Source organism: Anaeromyxobacter soli (assembly GCF_022808855.1).
In the GTDB taxonomy this organism is placed as follows: Bacteria; Myxococcota; Myxococcia; order Myxococcales; family Anaeromyxobacteraceae; genus Anaeromyxobacter; species Anaeromyxobacter soli.
In genome coordinates this window covers 1-19,028 of the sequence record NZ_JAKZLF010000018.1, presented here as the reverse complement: position 1 = coordinate 19,028, position 19,028 = coordinate 1, and the positions used below count along the sequence as shown (strand labels likewise).

Genomic DNA, 19,028 nt, shown 5'->3' with positions numbered 1-19,028 from the left:
CCGCGCCGCTCGGGGTTGCGCGCGGCGGCCCCCGGGCCGACCGTTCCGGTGTGAAGCCGCCCCAGCCGCTCCGCCTGGACGAGCGCCCAGCCATCCCCACGCCGCGCGACATCGTCGAGCGGCTCTCCCGGTTCGTCGTCGGCCAGGAGCGCGCCAAGCGCGCGCTCGCGAGCGCCGCGTACAACCACCTGAAGCGCACCGCCCTCCGGCGCACGCGCCGGCAGGTGCCCATCCGCAAGTCGAACGTGCTGCTCATCGGCCCGACCGGCTGCGGGAAGACGCACCTCGCGCGGAACCTCGCGCAGATCCTCGACGTCCCCTTCCACGTGGCCGACGCCACGGAGTTCACCGAGGCCGGGTACTACGGCAAGGACGTCGAGCTGATCATCACGGAGCTGCTCGCGAAGGCGGGGCACGCCGTCGAGGAGGCGCAGCGCGGGATCGTCTTCATCGACGAGGTGGACAAGATCGCCCGGCGGACGCAGGGGCACCGCAGCGGCGTCGGCTCGCGCGACATCGGGGGCGAGGGCGTGCAGCAGGCCCTCCTGAAGCTCCTCGAGGGGCGCGAGGTCACCGTCCCCCTCGACGCCGCTCCGCACTGGTCTCGCCAGGAGGCGATCCCGGTCGACACGACCGACGTGCTCTTCGTCTGCGCCGGGACGTTCACGGACGTCTTCGCCTACGCGGCCGAGGGGCGCGGCCTCGGCTTCGGCGCGCGCGACGGCCGCCGGCGCGCGGCGCGGGCGATCCGCCAGAAGGACCTCCTCGAGTACGGGATGCTCGCCGAGTTCCTCGGGCGGCTGCCGGTCGTCGTCCAGCTGGACGAGCTCTCGCAGGAGGAGCTCCTCGCCGTCCTCACCGGTCCGCCCGACGCGATCGTGCGCGAGGTGAAGGAGCTGCTCTCGGCCGACGGCGTCGAGCTGGCGTTCACCGACGGGGCGCTGAGGGAGATCGTGCGGTTCGCGACGGACCGCGGGCTCGGCGCGCGCGGCCTGCGCGGCGTCGTCGAGGAGGTCGTCGCCGATCTGCTCTTCGAGGCGCCGGAGCGGCGCGGCACGCGCGCGACGGTCGACGCGGCCTGGGTCCGGCGTCGCGTGGACAGGATCGACCCGGCGACGCTCCACTGAGGGACCTCAGCGCCGCTCGGGCTCGCCCTCCCCGCGCGTCCGGAACCGCTCGAGCGTCCTCGCGCCGTCCGGCGCGACGCGCTCGACGAGGTCGTACCGCCCCGCGAGATCCACGAGCTGGCTCGAGCGCAGCGCCCGCGCGAGCCCCTCGGGAGCGAGGCGGCCCGCGAGGGCGAGGATCGAGAGCAGCACCCAGGCGCCGAGCGCGCCCTTCACGCCGCCGAGGAGCGCGCCCAGCCCGCGGTCGGCAGGGCCGCGCACGGCGCGCGCGGCCGCGGTGCCGCGCAGCAGCGCGCCGCCGACGAGCGAGATCAGCGCGGAGACGCCGAGGAACAGGAACGTGGGCGCGACGACGCGCGCGACGGGGGCGGACGCGAACCGGCCGAGGCCGGCCGCCACGGGCACGGCCAGGTGGTGCGCGGCGAGGCCTCCGGCGGCCACCGCCGCGAGCTGGACCAGCTGCCGGAGGGCCCCCGACGACGCGCCCAGCACGGCGGCGAGCGCCACCGCCGCGAGCGCCGCGAGATCGATCGTCGTGCCGGTCACTTGATCTTGAAGGCGTCGCCCTTCGCGCGCCCCCTGTCGAGCTCGCGCTGCACCGTGGCGAGCTGTTCCTTGAAGCGGGCGTTCTCGGGCTCGTACATGAGCGCGCTCTTCAGCGCGCGCTCCGCGCCCTCGAGGCGAGCGGCCTCGATCTCGACGAGCGCCGCCGCGTAGAACTTCCGGCCGTTCGGCGTCTGCCCGAGCTGCTCCTCGAGCTTCCGCTTCTGCTCGTCCTTCACCGCGGCCTCCTCGACCTCGGTGAAGCGCAGCTTCGCGGCGCGGTCGGGCCCGGAGACGTCGGCCTGGTAGCGCGCGCGCTTCCGGTCGTCGCGGAGCACCGTGTACGCCTCGTTGATGCGCCGGTAGATCCGGCCGACGAGGTCGCGCAGGGCGGCGTTGGGGAACGCGGCGAAGCGGTCCGGGTGGTACGCGCGCGACTCGCGGTAGTAGGCGGCCTTGATCTCCGCGGGCGTGGCGCCCTGCGGGAGCTTCAGGATCGCGAAGTAGTCGAGCTGATCCAGCGCGCCGGCCAGCGTCTCCACCTCGATGAGGAACTGGGCGTCCATCGTCTTGCCTCCGTCGGCCTAGGCGCGCGGGCCGTGGGCGAGCTCGAGCTCGGCGTTGTGGTCGATCGCCGCGCGGAGGTCCTGCTCCGAGAGCCCCGACGAGAGGCTGATCGTGGTGGAGGTGCGCTGGCCCGTCTCGAGGTCCGCGGCGGAGACGTTGACGATGCCGTTCGAGTCGATCTCGAACGTCACCTGGATCTGCACCGCGCCGCGCTGCGCCACCCGGAAGCCCTTGAACTCGAACTCTCCGAGGAGCTCGCAGCCCTCCGCGCGGTTCGACTCCCCCTGGTAGACGCGGATCTTCACGCGGTCCTGGCCGTCGCGGCTCGTCGTGAAGGTCTTCGACTTCTCGATGGGGATGGGGGTGTTCTTGTCGATGATCTTCTCGGTGAAGCCGCCCACGGTGCCGACGCGGAGCGACAGCGGGGTCACGTCGAGCAGGTAGCTCGCCTGGCCGTGCTCGGCGGCGTTCCGGTTCAGGAGCGCGTGCGCCTGCAGCGCGGCCCCGAGGGCGACCGCCTCGTCGGGGTCGATCCCGGACATCGGCTCCTTCTGGAAGTAGTGCCGGACGCTGTTGCGGACGATCGGCAACCGCGTCGGGCCGCCGACCAGGATGACCGCGTCGACGTCACCCGCGGTGAGCCGCGCCGACTGGAGCGCCTCGTCGCAGACCTTGAAGGTGCGCTGGACGAGATCCATGACCATCCGGTTGAACTGGTCGGTGGTGAGCTTGCCGCGCAGGTCGAGCACCTCGCCCTCCGGCGACTGGCAGATCCCGGGGACGTGGATGCTCGCCACCCCGTCCCGCCCCACCTCGATCTTCGCGCGCTCGCCCGCCTCCTTCAGCATCTGCAGGCAGAACTTGTTCTGCCGGAGGTCGAGCCCGTGCCGCGCGAGGAAGTCGTCCGCGAGCCACGTCATGATCCGGTCGTCGAAGTCGTCGCCGCCGAGGTACGTGTCGCCCGCGGTCGAGAGGACCTCGAAGACGTCCTTGCCGATCTCGAGGATCGACACGTCGAACGTGCCGCCGCCGAGGTCGTAGACGCAGATCTTCTGGGAGATGTCCCGGCCGAACCCGTAGGCGAGCGCGGCCGCGGTCGGCTCGTTGATGATGCGCAGCACCTCGAGGCCGGCGATGCGGCCCGCGTCCTTCGTCGCCTGGCGCTGGTTGTCGTTGAAGTACGCCGGGCAGGTGATGACGGCCTTCTTCACGTCGCGCCCGAGGGCGGTCTCGGCGATCGCCTTCATCTCCTTCAGGACGAGCGCCGAGACCTCCGGCACGGCGAGGTCGCGGTCGCGCACCTGCAGGCGGACCGCGTTGTTCGGCCCCTCCACGATCCGGTACGGCATCACCGCCTGCGCCTTCTTCACCTCGTCGGAGAAGAAGAAGCGCCCGATGAGCCGCTTCGCCGAGTACACGGTGCTCTCGGCGTTCGTGATGATGTTCTTCTTCGCGTCGTTCCCGACGAGGACGGAGCCGTCCTCGAGGAAGGACACGACCGAGGCATGCGTGCGGTCCCCCCACTCGTTCGGGAGTACCTGCGGGGACGCGCCGGCCTGGGTGACGGCGGCGACGGCGCTGTAGCTGGTTCCGAGATCGATTCCGACCGCGATGTCGTCGCTCATGGATGTTGTCCAGCGGTTTCGCCGGGTTAGCGCATCCTAGCGGCGGCTTCGACAGGCTGTCAAACGAGCGACCCCCCCCTCGTGTGGGCGTTCGGCGACCGACGCCGGCCCCGAGGCGCGCCCCCGGTTATTACTGTTTCGAGTGGCGAGGTGATCTCTCGCCGCAGGGTTCGTCGACCCGAGGAGAACGGATACATGGGCGCGCTCGTCGCGGTCCTTCAGACCGATGACAGCTTGCTCCGGTGCCAGCTGGAGCGGCTCAGGTCGCACGTGTCGCTGCAGGGCGAGGGGGACACCCTCCCGCTGGCCTACGGCTTCGGCTACTACACGGCCGGGAACGTGCTGCTCGGGAAGCGTCCGTCGGGGGCGACCGCTCCGCTCTCCCTCCCCGAGCTCGTGGGGAAGGTCGACTCGGAGGCGCTGCTCGTCCACGCACGCCTCTCGTCCGGCCTCGCCTCCAAGGACGAGAACACCCAGCCGTTCCGCTACCGCCGCTGGCTCTTCGCGCACGCGGGGACCGTCGCGGGGTGGGAGGGTATCCGCCCCAGGCTCCTCTCGGCGATCCCCGACCACCTCCGCCGGCAGATCGCGGGGGAGAGCTCCTCCGAGCACGCGTTCATGCTGTTCGCGAAGCACCTCAAGGACGACGGCCGCCTCGACGACCTCGACCTCGACGCGGCCACCGCGGGCCGCGCGCTCGCGCGGACGGTGCGTCAGCTCGAGGCGTGGGCGCGCGAGGCGGGGGAGCAGAAGGCGAGCCGGCTCGTGTTCGTGGCGACGAACGGGCGGATCATGGTCGCGACGCGCCGGGGAGGACCGCTCTTCTACGCGCTCTACGAGGGCATCGTCCCGTGCCCCCTCGACGAGATCGGCCTCGACACGCCCGAGAGCGACCCGCGCGTGCGGCCGCACCGGCGGGTGAAGGCGGTGGCGTTCGCCACGCGGCTCCTCGCCCCCAACGGCTTCATCGAGGTCCCGGAGGGGAGCGTCGTCGCGGTGAGCCGCTCCCTGCAGGTGTCGGTGTCGAGCCTCAACGGTCCCTGAACGACAGTTCGAGATTCGCGCCACCTTCGGTGACGCGAATCACGCTGTCGTTCAGGGATGTTCGAACGGGGGCTGCGCCCTGAGGATTCGTCACATCTTCGGCTGCTGACCGGGGGAGCGGCTCTGGTCGGACTAGCGGCGCACCGCGCGCTCCGGCTGGGCATCGACGGGTCGGCACCCGCGCGCGCCGGGAACGCTCCGGGCGGAGCACTGCGGGCGGCAGGGCGGTGAGCGCCACCGGCGGGGGCGCAGGGGTTCGGAAGCCCGGAAGGACGCGAGCGGCGAGTCGACGCTCTAGCCGCGCGGCCATGCGAACCGGTCCTCGGTCCGCTGGAGCTTCGGCCAACTCCGGGGCGCCGCTGGGTCACTGCCCCCACATCCCCAGCTGCATGACGGGACGCAGAGGCGCCACGTCAGCGCGCGAGAGCGGTGTCGGCCTGTCGCTCGCATCGCGGCGGAAGCGATCCATGTGCTCGCGCCCGAAGGTGCTCTCCGCGTGAAGCAGATTGTGGGCTCGGCAGGCGAGCCGAAGATTCTCGACCGTGGGCGGTCCCCCGAGGGCGGCGGGCTGGATGTGGTCGAGCTCGAGCTTCCAGCGGCTGTTGCAGCGGCAGCCGTCCGGGCCGACCCAGGCGCAGCGCCCGCCATCGCGCGTCCACACCGCGCGGCGCACTATCGCCGGGATCGTGGTCCTCGCAGCCGGCGGCTTCCCCGCGGTCTTCTTCGTCGCGGCGGCCTTCGTCGTCCCGGCCTGCTTCGCTCCCTTCGTCTTCCGCTCCGGCGCGACCGCGCCCTTGCGCTTGCCGTGCTTCTGGATGGCGCAGCGGATGGCCTCGTGGAGCACCGCCGCGAGGTCGCCATCCGGGACCTTGTGCGACAGAAGCGACCGGAGCGTCTCGAGGTCCTCCTTGCAGGCGCGGTCGAGGGTGACCCGGAGCGACCAATGCGTCTCCGAGACGGCGAGCGTCTCGGCCCTTCGCTTCGGCTGCGCGACCGTGGGCGGGGGCGCCGGCAGCGAGCCGGCGGTGGGGTCCGGGCCGACGGTCGGCTCAGCAGGGCTGGCCACTGGCGCCGCCTCGGCCCCTGCATCGGACGCCGGGAGCGGTAGCGATGCGCTCGCTGCGGCGGGCGCGCGCTCGGCCAGCTTGCGGACGCCTGCGCGCGGAGCGGTGCGGGCCTGGACGGAGACGACGAGGTGCTCGACCTCGGCCCGCGTCCGGAAGGCGGCGCGAGCGAGGAGATCGTCCACGTTCTCCTCGGTGAGCACCTGGCCGAGGAGCGCCACGGTGGATAGGCAAAGGCGCCCATCCCGCAGCGGAGCCTCGAGGATCGGGAAGCGGCGCAGCACCCGCATCGCCTGGATGCGCCGGCCAGCGGCGCCCTCGCGCAGGTGGAGCGCCTCCAGGCAATAGGCCCAGAGGGACGCATGGCCGACCTCGACGAAGGCGCGGCGCCGATCGAACTCGTCGAGGTGCAGGAGGAAGTCGACCTGGACCTTTCGTTCCTCTCCGGCGAGCTCGCGCAGGCGCAGGGCGAGAACGTTCGACTCGAGAGAAGCGGGGGCGAGCGCGGACATGGGGTGACCTCCAGTACACCCTTCGTAACACGCGATTTCCGGAGCTCCGGAGACGCTCCAGGCTCGCGCCTGCGCGGCGTTCTCCGGCGAACCCTCGTCGTTGCCCCAAGGCGATCGGCGCGCGCTTCACGCGCGAGAAGCGTGCGCGAGAGCGGCCCTCCCGCGCCTACTCATATGCCGAGCGCGATTGAAGCGAAAATGCGTCAATGGGAAATGTCTCACCCACCGCATCTGGGACGTCTTGCCTCGTCGCGAGAAGAGCCGCGGCACCGACCGGCACTACCGCTGGCGATAGTTGACACCCAGGGTGAATACGGTCGACTTCCGCGACGCTCCAGGGCGTGCTTCGGGGCGAGCTGCGGAGGCGCCGTCGAGAAGTCCGCGAGCTCCCCGCGCGAAGTCACGCCGTCGCTGGGCCCGGTTTCGATACGGCGAGACGCTCGCCTGCTCCGACGCCTTCCCGCGTTCATCGGGGTCGAGCACGAGCGCTGCGCCGACCCCGTCGATGCCCCGAATCCGCCATGCGCACGGGAGCCGTGGTCGAAATACCCGCCGCTCGTCCGGCGAGTACCCGCACTTGTGACGAATGATGAGGGCTGCGCCCCCGCCCCGCCGAGCGAAGCTCGTCGGGGCCCCACCCCGGCTCGCCGGGTCCCGTGCGCCGCCGCGAGCGGCTTCGCCGCTTCCGCGGCGTCGCCCCGGCGGGCTCGCGTCGCTCGCCTGGCGGCGGCCGACCTGGTCGGCGCTGCCCGCTCTGGCGGACTCGATCCCGGGACGGACGCCGGTCAGACCACGCTCCACGGGCGGGGGACGAAGATCCCCTCCCACACGCCGATGGCGAAGCGGTCGGTCATCCCGGAGAGCCAGTCGATCACGGCCCGCTGCGGCGGATCGCCCTCGCGCGCGACCACGCCGTGCCGCTCGCGCAGCCGCCCGGGATCCTCGACGCACCAGTCGTGGAGATCGCGCAGGATCCGCTGCGCCTTCACGAACTCGTCGTGGACGACGGGGTTCTCGTAGACGCGCGCGTACAGGAAGTCGCGCAGCGCGAGCAGCGCCTCGTGCACGTCCGGCGACATCTCGATGTGGCCGCCCCCGTCCACGTCGGAGCGGCGGATGACGTCGCGGATGAGCGTGCGGTACCGCGAGGTGCCGCCGCCGCCGAGCACCCCGCGGATCGGCGCCGGGACGTCCGCCTCCTCGAAGAGCCCGGCCCGCACGGCGTCGTCGAGGTCGTGGTTCACGTAAGCGATGATGTCGCTGAGCCGGACGATCTCGGCCTCGAGGGTGAGCGCCTTCGCGCCGCTCCCCTTGAGCAGCACGTTCCCCTTCCCCTTCGAGTGGCGCAGGATCCCGTCCCGCACCTCGGCGGTGAGGTTCAGCCCCTGCCCGTCGTTCTCGAGCACGTCCACGACGCGCACCGACTGGATGACGTGGTGGAAGCCGCCCGGCACGACGTCGTTCAGGATGCGCTCCCCGGCGTGCCCGAACGGCGTGTGGCCGAGGTCGTGCCCCATGACCATCGCCTCGACCAGCATCTCGTTCAGCCGGAGCGCGCGGGCGATGGAGCGCGCGACCTGCCCGACCTCGAGCGTGTGGGTGAGGCGCGTGCGGTAGTGATCGCCGCGCGGCGCGAGGAAGACCTGCGTCTTGCCGGCGAGGCGGCGGAAGGCCTTCGAGTGGACGAGCCTGTCCCGATCGCGCTGGAACGAGGGCCGCTCGTCGTCCTCCGGCTCCGGGCGCTCGCGCCCGCGGGACTGCGACGCCCGCGCGGCCCGCGGGTGCAGCGTCCGTTCCTCGAGCTCCTCGAGCATCTCGCGGATGGTCCCGGGCATGCGCCGCTTTCTAGCGCCCGGCCCCCGGCCTGTCACCCGTAGAAGCTCGCCTCCAGCGTCGCGAGGAAGACGTTCGCGAGCGCGTGCACCACGACCGGGGCGACGAGCCCGCCCGTGCGCTCTCGGACCCACCCGAACAGGAGCCCGGGCAGGAAGGTCGCGAGGCGCCAGGGCTCCAGCACCACCAGGTGGCCGAGCGCGAAGAGCGCCTGTGTCCAGAGGAACCCCGCCCCGAGGCGCGCGCCGAGCACCGTGACGCCGCGCTCCGGCGCGGAGCGGGCCCAGCTCGTCTGCATCCAGCCCCGGTAGAAGAGCTCCTCCGGCGCGGCCACGACGAGGAACTGCACCACGACGAGGAGGAGCACGCGCTCCGGGAGCCGCGCCGACAGCCGCGGGGCGATGCCGTACGGCGCGACGACCCGCGCGATCGCCCCGGGCAGGTGCGGGAGCGCCTCCGCGTAGAGCCAGAACAGCGCGGCGAAGACGGGGAACACCACCGCGCAGACGAGGAGCCCCTGCAGCGCGCCCCGGCCGAGCGCGCGCCAGGTGGCGGGGTCCCGCGGGGCGAGGCGGGGGACGCCGTAGGCGGCCCACGGGTCGTGGCGCGCCCGCAGGCGGCCGTCGGGGAGCGCGATGAACAGGAAGGCGGCGACCCCGGCGAGGTTCCCGGCGAGGAGCCCCGACGGCTCGACGTAGGAGAGGAGCTTCGCGAGCGCGAGCCCGCCGACGGCGAGGAGCCAGGTCCGCACGAGCACGCGAGGCGGATCGGGGGCGGGCGTCCTCCGCTGGAGCGGGGCGGCGGTGCGCGGGTCGGCGGACGTCCTCTGCACCGGGCCGGGATCGCACGGGTAGCGCGGAGCGTCAACCCGCCGCGTGTGCGCGCGCGTGCGCCGCGGCGGCGCGAGCGAGCGCCCGCCCTCGCCGCTGCCTCCGGGCCGGTCACCTCCGCCGGGCGGGCCCGCTCCGGTCGGCCGTCGCCCTGGGAGGACCCTATACTCGCCGCATGGATCGGGCCCCCGCCGTCGCCGGGCGGTTCTACACCGCCGAGGCCGCCGCGCTCGCCTCGCAGGTGGACGGGTTCCTCTCGGGCGCGGGCGAGAAGCTCCGCGCGCGCGGCCTCGTCGCGCCGCACGCGGGCTACGTCTACTCCGGCGCGATCGCGGGCGCGGTCTACGCGCGCGTGGAGGTCCCCGCGCGCGTCGTCGTGCTCGGCCCGAACCACACCGGGCTCGGCGCCGGCGCCGCGCTCTGGCCCGCACGCGGCGCGTGGCGCACGCCGCTCGGCGAGGTGCCGGTGGACGCGGAGCTCACCGCGGCGCTCGCCGCCTCCCCCCTCGTCACCCCCGACCCGAGCGCGCACGCGCGCGAGCACGCGCTCGAGGTGCAGGTGCCGTTCCTCCAGCGCGCGCGGCCCGGCGTCACGATCGCCGCGCTCTGCCTCGCGCACCTCGCGCTCGAGGACTGCGTGGCGCTCGGGAGGACCGTCGCCGACGCGGCCTCCGCCGCCGGCGCGCTCGTCGTGGCCTCGAGCGACATGAGCCACTACCTCCCCGCGACGGTCGCGCGGCGCCTGGATCACCGCGCCATCGAGCGCATCCTCGCGCTCGATCCGGAGGGGCTCTACGAGGTGGTCCACGCCGAGGACATCTCGATGTGCGGCGTCGTGCCGGCCACCGTGATGCTCGTCGCCGCGCGGCTCATGGGAGCCTCGCGGGCGGAGCTCGTCCGCTACGGCCACTCCGGCGAGGTGACGGGGGACGACGACCAGGTCGTCGGCTACGCGGGGATCGCGGTGGTTTGACGGGACCGCCGCCGCGGAACGTCAGCGCCGGCGGCCGCGCCGCGCGAGCGCCGCGAGCGCGAGGAGCGCGGAGGCGAGCTCGCCCGCCCCGCCCGCCGACGCGCAGCCGCCGCGCCCCGCCGCCTTCACGGGGGAGGTCCACGTGGCCCCGCCGCGCGGGTAGATGGCGCAGAGGCCCGCCCGGTCGTCGGCGGTGAGGGTGCGCTTCGACACGTCGCCCAGGCTCGCCGCCGGGAACATGACGACCGCCCGGTACGGGCTCGTCCGCGGGTTGCAGTCCGAGTCGCCGAGGTTGCACGGATGGGCGAGGCCGATGAAGTGGCCGATCTCGTGCGTCGCGTTCGACTGGAGGTCCACGTAGGTGCAGCCGCTCTGGTCGTAGAGCGTGCAGGGCGACTGCGCGGTGGGCGTGCACGTGAAGTACCAGCCGTACGGCGGCTGGGTCGCACCAGCGGTGGAGCTGAGCGGGCCGGACTGACCGTCCCAGTCGGCGAACTCGATGTCGGCGTCGTAGATCCGCCCGCTGTTGGCGTCGTGCGTGACGGTGGTGATCGCGATGGTCGCCCGGTCCGCCGGCTGCGCGTCCTCGAAGCAGTCGTAGGTGTTCGCGCACGAGCCGGCGTTCCAGCACGCGTCCGTGCTCGGCGCGACGTCGGAGCACCAGCCCGCGCGGAAGACCACGAGGTTCTCGTTCCGCGAAGCCCGCGGGTCGTAGCCTGCCGTCACGACGTCGGTGGTGCCCTGGTCCACGAGCTGGAGATCGGTGCAGTCCTGCACGGCGCCGGTCCAGGTGCGGAACGCGGCGCGCACCGCCTCCATCGCGGCGGTGTCCGCGTACTGGGAGGTGTCCGCGCACGAGGGGGCGGACGCGGCGCGGCGCGGGTTGATCTGGTAGCCGACCGTCCGCTCCTGCCAGTAGAACGCGGCCCCGTTACCGCTCGTGCTGCGCTCGTAGGCGCGCGCCGCGGGCGGCGCGAGGAGCAGCACCGCGACGGCGGCGGCGAGGCGCACCGCGCGCGCGCTCACCGCGCGCTCCGGACGCGCCGCTCGAGCTCGTCGACGGACATCCGTCCGACCGCGCGCTCCCCCGCGGCGAGGCCGCGCGGCGCGAAGCGTGCGCCCTCGGTGCCGGGCGTCGCCATGCCGTCCTCGACCCGGTACTTCCCGAGCGCGAGGCCGTTCACGCGCCAGGTGTTCCCGCGCCGCCCCGCGAAGACGACGACCTCCTCGCCCTCCTCGAAGGTGGGCGCCGCGTCCACCGTCTGCGCGATCTCGCCGACCTTGCCGCCGGGCACGAGCAGCCTGAGCCGCTCGCCCGGCCGGCCCTTCCACGCGCTCGTCACGCGGACGACGACCTCGGTGACGATGCGCGCTCCGGCCCAGCGCGAGCTCGTGCGCTCGACGACGCCGCGCGCGACGGTCTCGGAGGTGCGCGCGGTCTCCTCGACGCTCGTCTCGAGGAAGGTCGCCGCGCGCGCGGCGCCGGGCGCGCCCGCGAGCAGGGAGGCGAGGAGGAGCGCGGTCGTTGGTTTCATCAGCGCGCGATTCTACCCATGCTAGGTTCCGCCCGCCATGGACACACCCCGCGTTCGCTTCGCCCCGTCTCCCACGGGATACCTGCACATCGGCGGTGCCCGCACCGCGCTCTTCAACTGGCTGTGGGCGCGACGCAACGGCGGCACGTTCGTGCTGCGGATCGAGGACACGGATCGGGAGCGCTCGACGCAGGCGGCGGTGGACGCGATCTTCGACGGCCTGCGCTGGCTCGGCCTCGACTGGGACGAGGGGCCGGACGTCGGCGGCCCGCACGGGCCCTACTTCCAGACGCAGCGCCTCGGGATCTACGCGGAGCACGCGGAGCGGCTCATCCGCGAGGGCAAGGCGTACGCCTGCTACTGCACGAAGGAGACGCTCGACGCCCAGCGCAAGCAGGCCGAGGCCGAGAAGCGCCAGTTCCGCTACCCGGGCACCTGCCGGAGCCTCCCCTACGATCCCTCCCGACCGCACGTCATCCGGTTCCGCGTCCCCGAGACGGGCTCGACGACGTTCGTCGACCTCGTGAAGGGGCCGATCGAGACCTCCCACGAGGTGCTGCAGGACGAGGTGATCCTGCGCGGCGACGGCGTCCCCCTCTACAACTTCGGCGCGGTCGTCGACGACGTGACGATGGGGATCAACCTCGTCGCGCGCGGCGACGACCACGTGAACAACACGGCCCGGCAGATCCTCATGTACCAGGCGCTCGGGTACCCGGTCCCGCGGTTCGCGCACCTGCCCATGATCCTCGGCGCCGACAAGACGCGCCTCTCCAAGCGCCACGGCGCGACGAGCGTCACCGCCTACCGCGACATGGGCTACCTGCCCGAGGCGGTGGTGAACTACCTCGTGCGCCTCGGCTGGTCCCACGGGGACCAGGAGATCTTCACGCGCGACGAGCTCGTCCGGTACTTCGACTTCAAGGACGTGGGCGCCACGGCGGGCGTGTTCAACCCGGAGAAGATGGCCTGGGTGAACCACGAGTGGCTGAAGAAGCTCTCGGACGAGGAGCTCGCGCGGCACGCCCTGCCCCACTTCCTCGCCGCCGGGCTCCCCGCGGCCGATGACGCGAAGCTCCGCCACGTCTGCGCGGTGGCGCGCGAGCGGGCGCGCACCTTCGGCGAGTACGTGCAGCAGTTCCGCTACTTCTACGCGCCGATCACGCTCGACCCCAAGGCGAAGGCCAAGTTCCTGACGGCCGACACGAAACCCATCCTGGAGGCCATCCGCGGCGGCCTCGCCGGCCTGGACGCGCTCGAGACCGAGGCGATCGAGAAGCTCTTCCACTCCGAGGCCGAGCAGCGCGGCCTCGGGCTCGGCAAGATCGCCCAGCCGGTGCGCGTCGCGCTCACCGGCGGCACGGCCTCGCCCGGCATGTACGACGTCGTCCAGATCCTCGGCAAGGAAGAGACGCTGCGCCGCCTCGACGACGCGCTCCGGCTCATCGGCTGAACCCGCCGGGAGCGGCGCGGCACCCTCGCGTTCGCCGGGCCCGCGGGGTCGCCGCAGGGTTGCGGGGCGTGGCGCGCTGCGATACCACCATCGGCCACCATGAGCGACGCCCCGCGCCCCTCGAACTTCCTCGCCGACATCGTCGAGGCGGACCTCCGCGCCGGCAGGAACGGCGGCCGGGTGGTCACGCGCTTCCCGCCCGAGCCGAACGGCTTCCTCCACATCGGCCACGCGAAGTCGATCCTCCTCAACTTCGGCCTGGCCCGGGCGTACGGCGGGCACACCCACCTGCGCTTCGACGACACGAACCCCGTGACGGAGGAGACCGAGTACGTCGAGGCCATCCAGGCGGACGTGCGCTGGCTCGGCTGCGAGTGGGGCGGGCACCTCTACTACGCTTCGGACTTCTTCGAGCGGATGTACGCGTGCGCCGAGCGGCTCGTGCGCGACGGCAAGGCCTACGTCGACAGCCAGACGCAGGATCGGATCCGCGAGCAGCGCGGCAGCTTCGAGCGACCGGGAGTGAACAGCCCGTTCCGCGATCGCCCGGCGGCCGAGAGCCTCGACCTCCTCCACCGCATGCGCGCCGGCGAGCTCCCGGACGGCGCCGCCGTCCTGCGCGCGCGGATCGACATGGCGCACCCGAACGTGCTCATGCGCGATCCGCTGCTCTACCGGATCCGGCACGCGAGCCACCACCGGACTGGCGACCGGTGGTGCATCTACCCGATGTACGACTTCGCCCATCCGCTCGAGGACGCGTTCGAGGGCGTGACGCACTCCATCTGCACGCTCGAGTTCGAGTCCAACCGCGAGCTGTACGACTGGGTGCTCGACAACCTCGGGCCGTGGGATCCGCGCCCCCGGCAGTACGAGTTCGCCCGGCTCTCGCTCGGCTACACCGTGCTCTCGAAGCGCAAGCTCCTGCAGCTCGTGAACGAGCGGCGCGTCTCGGGCTGGGACGATCCGCGCATGCCCACCATCGCCGGGATGCGCCGGCGCGGCGTGACGCCCGAGGCGCTCCGCGACTTCGCCGACCTCATCGGCGTCGCGAAGAACAACAGCGTCGTCGACATCGGCAAGCTCGAGTTCGCCATCCGCGGGGACCTCGAGCGCCGCACCCCGCGCGCGCTCGCGGTGCTGAACCCGCTCCGGCTGGTCGTCGAGAGCTGGCCCGCGGACCGGACCGAGGAGCTGGACGTCCCGTGGTGGCCCGCCGAGCCGGCCCGCGGCGGGAGCCGCAAGGTGCCGTTCGGCCGGGAGCTCCTCATCGAGCGGGACGACTTCTCCGAGGAGCCCCCGAAGGACTGGAAGAGGCTCGCGCCCGGCCGCGAGGTGCGGCTCGCCGGCGGCTACGTCGTGCGCTGCGAGGGCGTGGAGCGCGACGCGTCCGGCGCGATCACCGCGGTGCGGGCGACGCACGATCCGGCCTCGCGCGGCGAGGGCGAGCGGCGCAAGGTCTCCGGCACGATCCACTGGGTCCACGCGACGCGCTCGGTCCCCGCGGAGGTCCGGCTCTACGACCGGCTCTTCGCGGTCGAGCAGCCCGACGCCGAGCCCGACTTCCTCCAGGCCCTGAACCCCGACTCGCTCGTGCTCGCGAAGGGCGCCCGCGTGGAGCCCGCCCTCGCGGACGCGGCGCCGGGGACGCGCTGGCAGTTCCTCCGCCAGGGCTACTTCTTCGTGGACCCGGTGGACTCGCGCCCCGGCGCGCCCGCGTTCAACCGGACGATCACGCTCAAGGACACGTGGGCCGCGCGGACCGCGGTGAAGCCCGAGGCGCGGCGCGCGAGGCGGGAGCCCGCGCCGGCCGGCGGCGCCGAGGGGGCGGGGCCCGGGGCGTCGCGGAAGGCCCGCGCCGAGCTGCGCGCCGAGGCGCGCGCCGCGGACCCGGGGCTCGCCGCGCGCCACGCCCGCTACACGGGGCCGCTCGCGCTCTCCGAGGAGGAGGCCGATCTCCTCTCCGCCGACGCCGCGGTCGCGACCTGGTTCGACGCGGCCGTCGCCGTCCACCCGAACGCACGCTCCGTGGCGCGCTGGCTCGTGAACGACCTCGCCGGTCTCGCGCGCGATCGCGAGCTCGCGTCCCTGCCGCTCCAGCCCGCCGCGTTCGGCCGGCTGGTCGCGCTCGTCGACGCCGGCCGCCTCACCCCGGCGGCGGGCAAGACGCTCCTCGCGGAGCTCGTCGAGCAGGGGGGCGATCCCGAGGCGCGCATGAAGGCGCTCGGCCTCGAGAAGGTGGCCGACCGCGCCGCCGTGGAGGCCGCCGTCGCGCGCGCCCTCGAGGCGCGCCGGGCCGAGGCCGATCGGTACCGCGCCGGAGAGAAGAAGCTCTTCGGCGTGCTGGTCGGCGCCGCCATGCGCGAGACCGGCGGCACCGCCGACGCGGCCCTGGTGCGGAAGGTGCTGGAGGAGAAGCTCGGGTAGCCATGGGAGCCGACGTCGATCCCCTCCCCGTGACGTGCCGCCCCGGCCGTCCCGAGGACGCGGACGCGATCGCCCGCATCTACAACCAGGGCATCGAGGATCGCTCCGCCACGTTCGAGACGCGGCCGCGGATCGCCGCGGAGGTGTCGGAGTGGCTCGTGAACCCGGTCGTCGTCGCGGAGGATGCGGGCGCCGTGCTCGGCTACGGCGCCCTGTTCCCCACGAGCGCCCGCCCCTGCTACGCAGGCGTGCTGGAGCTGTCGGTGTACGTCGCCCGCGACGGGCGCGGGCGGGGCGTCGGACGCGCCCTCGGCGTGGCCCTCCTCCAGGCGGCCGAGGCCGCGGGCGCGTGGAAGGTCGTCGGCAAGATCTTCGTAGAGAACCACGCGAGCGCGTCGCTCTGCCGCTCCCTGGGGTTCCGCGAGGTCGGCGTGCATCGGCGCCACGCGCGGCTCGACGGCGCCTGGCGCGACGTGCTCCTCGTGGAGCGGCTCGTCGGGGACGCTCGCGAGCGTTGAGTCGCGGCGGGAGCGCGGCCGCTCCTCGGCGAACCCACAAGGCACGGGCCGGGTCCCCTGTCCTCACGCCATCCTCGCGCCATCCCGCTCCGCAAGGAGGAAGCGCATGGCCGCGAAGAAGATCCTCATGCTCGTCGGCGACTTCGTCGAGGACTACGAGGCGATGGTGCCGTACCAGATCCTCACGATGGTCGGTCACACGGTCCACACCGTCTGCCCAGGCAAGAGGCCCGGAGACACGGTGAAGACGGCGGTGCACGACTTCGTCGGCGATCAGACCTACGTCGAGCTGCCCGGGCACCGCTTCGCGATCACCGCCGCCTTCGAGGAGCTCCGGCCGGGCGACTACGACGCGCTCGTCATCCCCGGGGGGCGCGCGCCCGAGTACCTGCGGCTCAATCCGCGCGTCATCGAGCTCGTACAGGGCTTCGCGCGCGACGACAAGCCCATCGCCGCGATCTGCCACGGCCCGCAGATCCTCGCCGCCGCGGGCGTCCTGAAGGGGAAGGCCTGCCTCGCCTACCCCGCCGTCGGTCCGGAGTGCACCGCCGCGGGCGCCCGCTTCGGCGAGGTGAACGCGACCGCGTCGAACGCCTTCACCGACGGGAAGCTCGTCACCGCGCCGGCCTGGCCCGCGCACCCGGAGTGGATGCGGCAGTTCCTGAAGGTGCTCGGCTCGCGCGTCGAGGCGTAGGGTTCGAGGCAGGACGACGGCGGCGGCGCCGTCCTCGCGCCTCTCGTCCCCCCACCCGTACGAGGACGTGCGCGCCCTGCGCGCGGCGCGGGTCCGCTCGCCCGGAGGCTCGTCGAAGGGCGAGCGGACTCGGCCGCTCCCCTGCCGGATTACCCCCGCCCGGTCTCCGCGAGCCACGTGAGGATCGCCCGGTTCACCTCGCCGGGCGCCTCGTTCTGCACGAAGTGTCCTGCCTCCGCGATGAGCACCACGGCCGGCGCGTTCCCGGGTGCGAACCAGGGCGCGAGCTTCTCCGGCGCGATCGTCTCGAGCCCGAGGAAGCGGTCCCGGACGCCCCACACCACGAGCGTCGGCGCCGAGACCGGGCGGGCGCGGGCGGCGCGACCGAAGGCTCCGCGCTCGCGGAACGCTGCCCGGTAATAGGCGAGCGCCGCGGCGGCCGCCTCGCGCGATGCGAACGCTTCCCGGTATCGCTCGAGCTCGTCCCGCGGGAAGGCGTCGCGCCGGTACGCGCCGCCGCGCAGCGCCCGCGCGATCGCGGCGGCGCGGTCGCGCGCGAGGAGCCGCTCCGGCAGCCACGGCAGCTGGAAGGCGAGCATGTAGCGCGAGCGCAGGAGCTGGCGGGGGTTCACGCGAAGCTCGCGGGCGAACGCCGCCGGGTGCGGGCAGTTCAGCACCACCAGCCGCTCCACCACCTGCGGCGCGTACGTCGCCGCCGCCCAGGCGATCGCGCCACCCCAGTCGTGTCCGCACACGACGGCGCGCTCGCGCCCGAGGGCGCGCACCATCCCGGCCACGTCGCCCGCGAGCGTGCGCAGGTCGTACGGACCTCGCCGCTCGGTGCGCCCGTAGCCGCGCAGATCCGGCGCGACCGCGCGGTAGCCTGCCGCCGCCAGGGCGGGGAGCTGGTGGTGCCAGGAGCGCGACAGCTCGGGGAACCCGTGCAGCAGGACCACCAGCGGCCCGTCCTCGGGACCCGCTGCGCGAGCGAAGAACCGCAGCCCGTCGGCGTAGAGCTCGAGTGTGTCGGTGTCGCCCAGGGTCCGAGCGCTACCCCCGCGCTCGACTGACCGCGAGAATTCGCTTGGGGTCATACGGATCACCGAGCCCCTGTCCCGTCGGCGGGGGACCCCACTTCCAGTGGAGCGCCCGGATCTGGTACACGCAGCGTGCAGCGACATCCGGCCGCACGCCTTTGGTTTCCGGCGAGCGCCGTAACCCTTTGGGGGACCAATGACGAGGACTTTACGGTTACTGCTCCTTCCCTCCTTCACCCTGGCGCTCGTCGCCGGCTGCTCCGGATCGAGCGATCCGGGTGACGCTGGCTCCAACAACCCACAGTCGGCGGGCTGGTTCGTCGCGACCACCGGGTCGGACAGCGCGGCCGGCACCCCGCAAGCGCCGTTCGCCACGATCGCGCGCGGCATCGCGGCCGCCTCGGCGCTCGGAGGCGGCGACGTGCACGTCGCCGCGGGCACCTACCCAGGCACGCTGGAGCTCGCGAACGACGTCGCCGTGTACGGAGGGTACGACGCCGCCTGGGCCCGCAATCCGTCCGTGAACGTGACGGTCGTGCAGGGCGGCTCTGGCGACCTGCACGGCAACGACGGCGTCTTCGGCCGGGGGGTGACGAACGTCATCCTCGACGGCCTCACGATCCGCAGCGCGGCCGCGACCCTGCTCGGGCGGAGCTCCTACGGCGTCCGGCTCGACTCCTCGTCCAACGTCCAGCTGCACGCCCTCGTCATCGAGGCAGGAGACGGCGCGCCCGGTCTCCCGGGCGGGACGCCCCCGGGCGGACAGGTAGGACAGCCTGGCGAGAACGGAACCGCGGCGTGCACGGAGAATACGTGCACCGGCGTGGGCGGAGCCGGGGGGACTCTCGGATCCATGGGGGGTGCCGGAGGGATGGGCGGATACGCCACCGACGGAACCGCCGGCCAGCGTGGGCTGGGGACGGGCGGCGGCGCCGGGGGCGCAGGCGGCATTCTGTACGGCACCGCGACGACCATCGCGGGCAAGAACGGGTCTCCGGGCGCGAGCGGAGCGGCGGGCGCGAACGCCCCTGGCGGCGCCTCGCTCGGAGGCGTGAGCGACGCTCGTTACGCCGGGCACATCGGCAGCGCCGTGGGCGGCATCGGGGAAGCGGGCCGCTTCGGTGCGGGCGGGGGCGGCGGTGGCGGGGGCGGCGGCGCGATGGTGTGGAGCAACGCGCTCGGCGACTTCGTGGACCACACCGGTGCAGGCGGTGGCGGGGGCGGCTCGGGCGGCAGCCCGGGAAAC

At 73.5% G+C, this 19,028-nt stretch carries 17 protein-coding genes; 8 read left to right on the top strand and 9 right to left on the bottom strand.

Features of this window, described 5'->3' with window-relative positions:
* Positions 1 to 50 precede the first annotated feature (50 nt).
* Positions 51 to 1,127, top strand: a complete 1,077-nt coding sequence (clpX, locus tag MLV88_RS13535; protein ID WP_243337693.1) for an ATP-dependent Clp protease ATP-binding subunit ClpX — start codon at positions 51 to 53, stop codon at positions 1,125 to 1,127.
* Between the two features lie 6 nt (positions 1,128 to 1,133).
* Here clpX and MLV88_RS13530 read toward each other — a convergent pair whose 3' ends face one another.
* Genes MLV88_RS13530 through MLV88_RS13520 form a run of 3 tightly spaced genes read right to left on the bottom strand, consistent with a single transcriptional unit; the run spans position 1,134 to position 3,862 of the window.
* Positions 1,134 to 1,673 carry a CvpA family protein gene (locus MLV88_RS13530; protein ID WP_242361282.1) on the bottom strand — a complete coding sequence of 180 codons (540 nt, stop codon included), beginning with the start codon at positions 1,671 to 1,673 and terminating at the stop codon, positions 1,134 to 1,136.
* The gene (locus MLV88_RS13525; RefSeq protein ID WP_242340073.1) at positions 1,670 to 2,236 is read right to left on the bottom strand and encodes a J domain-containing protein; all 567 of its coding nucleotides are present in this window, start codon (positions 2,234 to 2,236) and stop codon (positions 1,670 to 1,672) included. The genes MLV88_RS13530 and MLV88_RS13525 overlap by 4 nt, the downstream gene beginning before the upstream one ends.
* An 18-nt stretch (positions 2,237 to 2,254) precedes the next feature.
* Complete coding sequence (locus MLV88_RS13520; protein WP_242340072.1) at positions 2,255 to 3,862, bottom strand: Hsp70 family protein; 1,608 nt, start codon at positions 3,860 to 3,862, stop codon at positions 2,255 to 2,257.
* A 195-nt stretch (positions 3,863 to 4,057) separates the two neighbouring features.
* On the opposite strand from MLV88_RS13520, the gene MLV88_RS13515 reads away from it, so the two are divergent.
* Positions 4,058 to 4,906: a class II glutamine amidotransferase gene (locus MLV88_RS13515; protein ID WP_242340071.1), complete on the top strand. Its 849-nt coding sequence runs from the start codon at positions 4,058 to 4,060 to the stop codon at positions 4,904 to 4,906.
* A 364-nt stretch (positions 4,907 to 5,270) separates the two neighbouring features.
* Here the strand turns inward: MLV88_RS13515 and MLV88_RS13510 are convergent, their stop codons facing one another.
* The 3 genes from MLV88_RS13510 to mrtX all read right to left on the bottom strand — a co-directional run bounded on the left by MLV88_RS13510 (position 5,271) and on the right by mrtX (position 9,147).
* A complete protein-coding gene (locus MLV88_RS13510; protein ID WP_243337691.1) occupies positions 5,271 to 6,482 on the bottom strand; it encodes an HNH endonuclease in 1,212 nt (403 codons plus the stop codon).
* A 785-nt stretch (positions 6,483 to 7,267) separates the two neighbouring features.
* The gene (locus MLV88_RS13505) at positions 7,268 to 8,317 is read right to left on the bottom strand and encodes a deoxyguanosinetriphosphate triphosphohydrolase (RefSeq protein WP_243337688.1); all 1,050 of its coding nucleotides are present in this window, start codon (positions 8,315 to 8,317) and stop codon (positions 7,268 to 7,270) included.
* A gap of 32 nt (positions 8,318 to 8,349) precedes the next feature.
* Positions 8,350 to 9,147, bottom strand: a complete 798-nt coding sequence (gene mrtX, locus MLV88_RS13500) for a myxosortase MrtX (protein WP_243337686.1) — start codon at positions 9,145 to 9,147, stop codon at positions 8,350 to 8,352.
* 173 nt (positions 9,148 to 9,320) lie between these two features.
* Between mrtX and amrB the strand changes: the two genes are divergently transcribed.
* A complete protein-coding gene (gene amrB / locus MLV88_RS13495) occupies positions 9,321 to 10,118 on the top strand; it encodes an AmmeMemoRadiSam system protein B (RefSeq protein ID WP_242340068.1) in 798 nt (265 codons plus the stop codon).
* 21 nt (positions 10,119 to 10,139) lie between these two features.
* Here the strand turns inward: amrB and MLV88_RS13490 are convergent, their stop codons facing one another.
* Positions 10,140 to 11,144, bottom strand: coding sequence for a zinc metalloprotease (locus MLV88_RS13490; RefSeq protein WP_243337684.1), 1,005 nt, complete (start codon positions 11,142 to 11,144; stop codon positions 10,140 to 10,142).
* Entirely contained in the window at positions 11,141 to 11,653 is a 513-nt protein-coding gene (locus MLV88_RS13485) for a hypothetical protein (protein WP_242340066.1), read from the bottom strand. Before MLV88_RS13485 ends, MLV88_RS13490 begins: the two co-directional genes overlap by 4 nt.
* A 37-nt stretch (positions 11,654 to 11,690) precedes the next feature.
* Between MLV88_RS13485 and gltX the strand changes: the two genes are divergently transcribed.
* The 4 genes from gltX to MLV88_RS13465 all read left to right on the top strand — a co-directional run bounded on the left by gltX (position 11,691) and on the right by MLV88_RS13465 (position 16,745).
* Positions 11,691 to 13,106 carry a glutamate--tRNA ligase gene (gene gltX / locus MLV88_RS13480; protein ID WP_242356860.1) on the top strand — a complete coding sequence of 472 codons (1,416 nt, stop codon included), beginning with the start codon at positions 11,691 to 11,693 and terminating at the stop codon, positions 13,104 to 13,106.
* Between the two features lie 99 nt (positions 13,107 to 13,205).
* Entirely contained in the window at positions 13,206 to 15,533 is a 2,328-nt protein-coding gene (locus MLV88_RS13475; protein WP_243337682.1) for a glutamine--tRNA ligase/YqeY domain fusion protein, read from the top strand.
* Between the two features lie 2 nt (positions 15,534 to 15,535).
* Positions 15,536 to 16,051, top strand: coding sequence for an arsinothricin resistance N-acetyltransferase ArsN1 family A (locus MLV88_RS13470; protein ID WP_242341518.1), 516 nt, complete (start codon positions 15,536 to 15,538; stop codon positions 16,049 to 16,051).
* Positions 16,052 to 16,157: 106 nt separating this feature from the next.
* Complete coding sequence (locus tag MLV88_RS13465) at positions 16,158 to 16,745, top strand: DJ-1/PfpI family protein (RefSeq protein WP_242341519.1); 588 nt, start codon at positions 16,158 to 16,160, stop codon at positions 16,743 to 16,745.
* Positions 16,746 to 16,894: 149 nt separating this feature from the next.
* Here the strand turns inward: MLV88_RS13465 and MLV88_RS13460 are convergent, their stop codons facing one another.
* Positions 16,895 to 17,701, bottom strand: a complete 807-nt coding sequence (locus MLV88_RS13460; protein ID WP_242341520.1) for an alpha/beta fold hydrolase — start codon at positions 17,699 to 17,701, stop codon at positions 16,895 to 16,897.
* Between the two features lie 277 nt (positions 17,702 to 17,978).
* On the opposite strand from MLV88_RS13460, the gene MLV88_RS24180 reads away from it, so the two are divergent.
* Positions 17,979 to 19,028, top strand: a 1,050-nt coding sequence (locus MLV88_RS24180) for a DUF1565 domain-containing protein (protein WP_279324280.1), incomplete at its 3' end; no start/stop codon positions are given.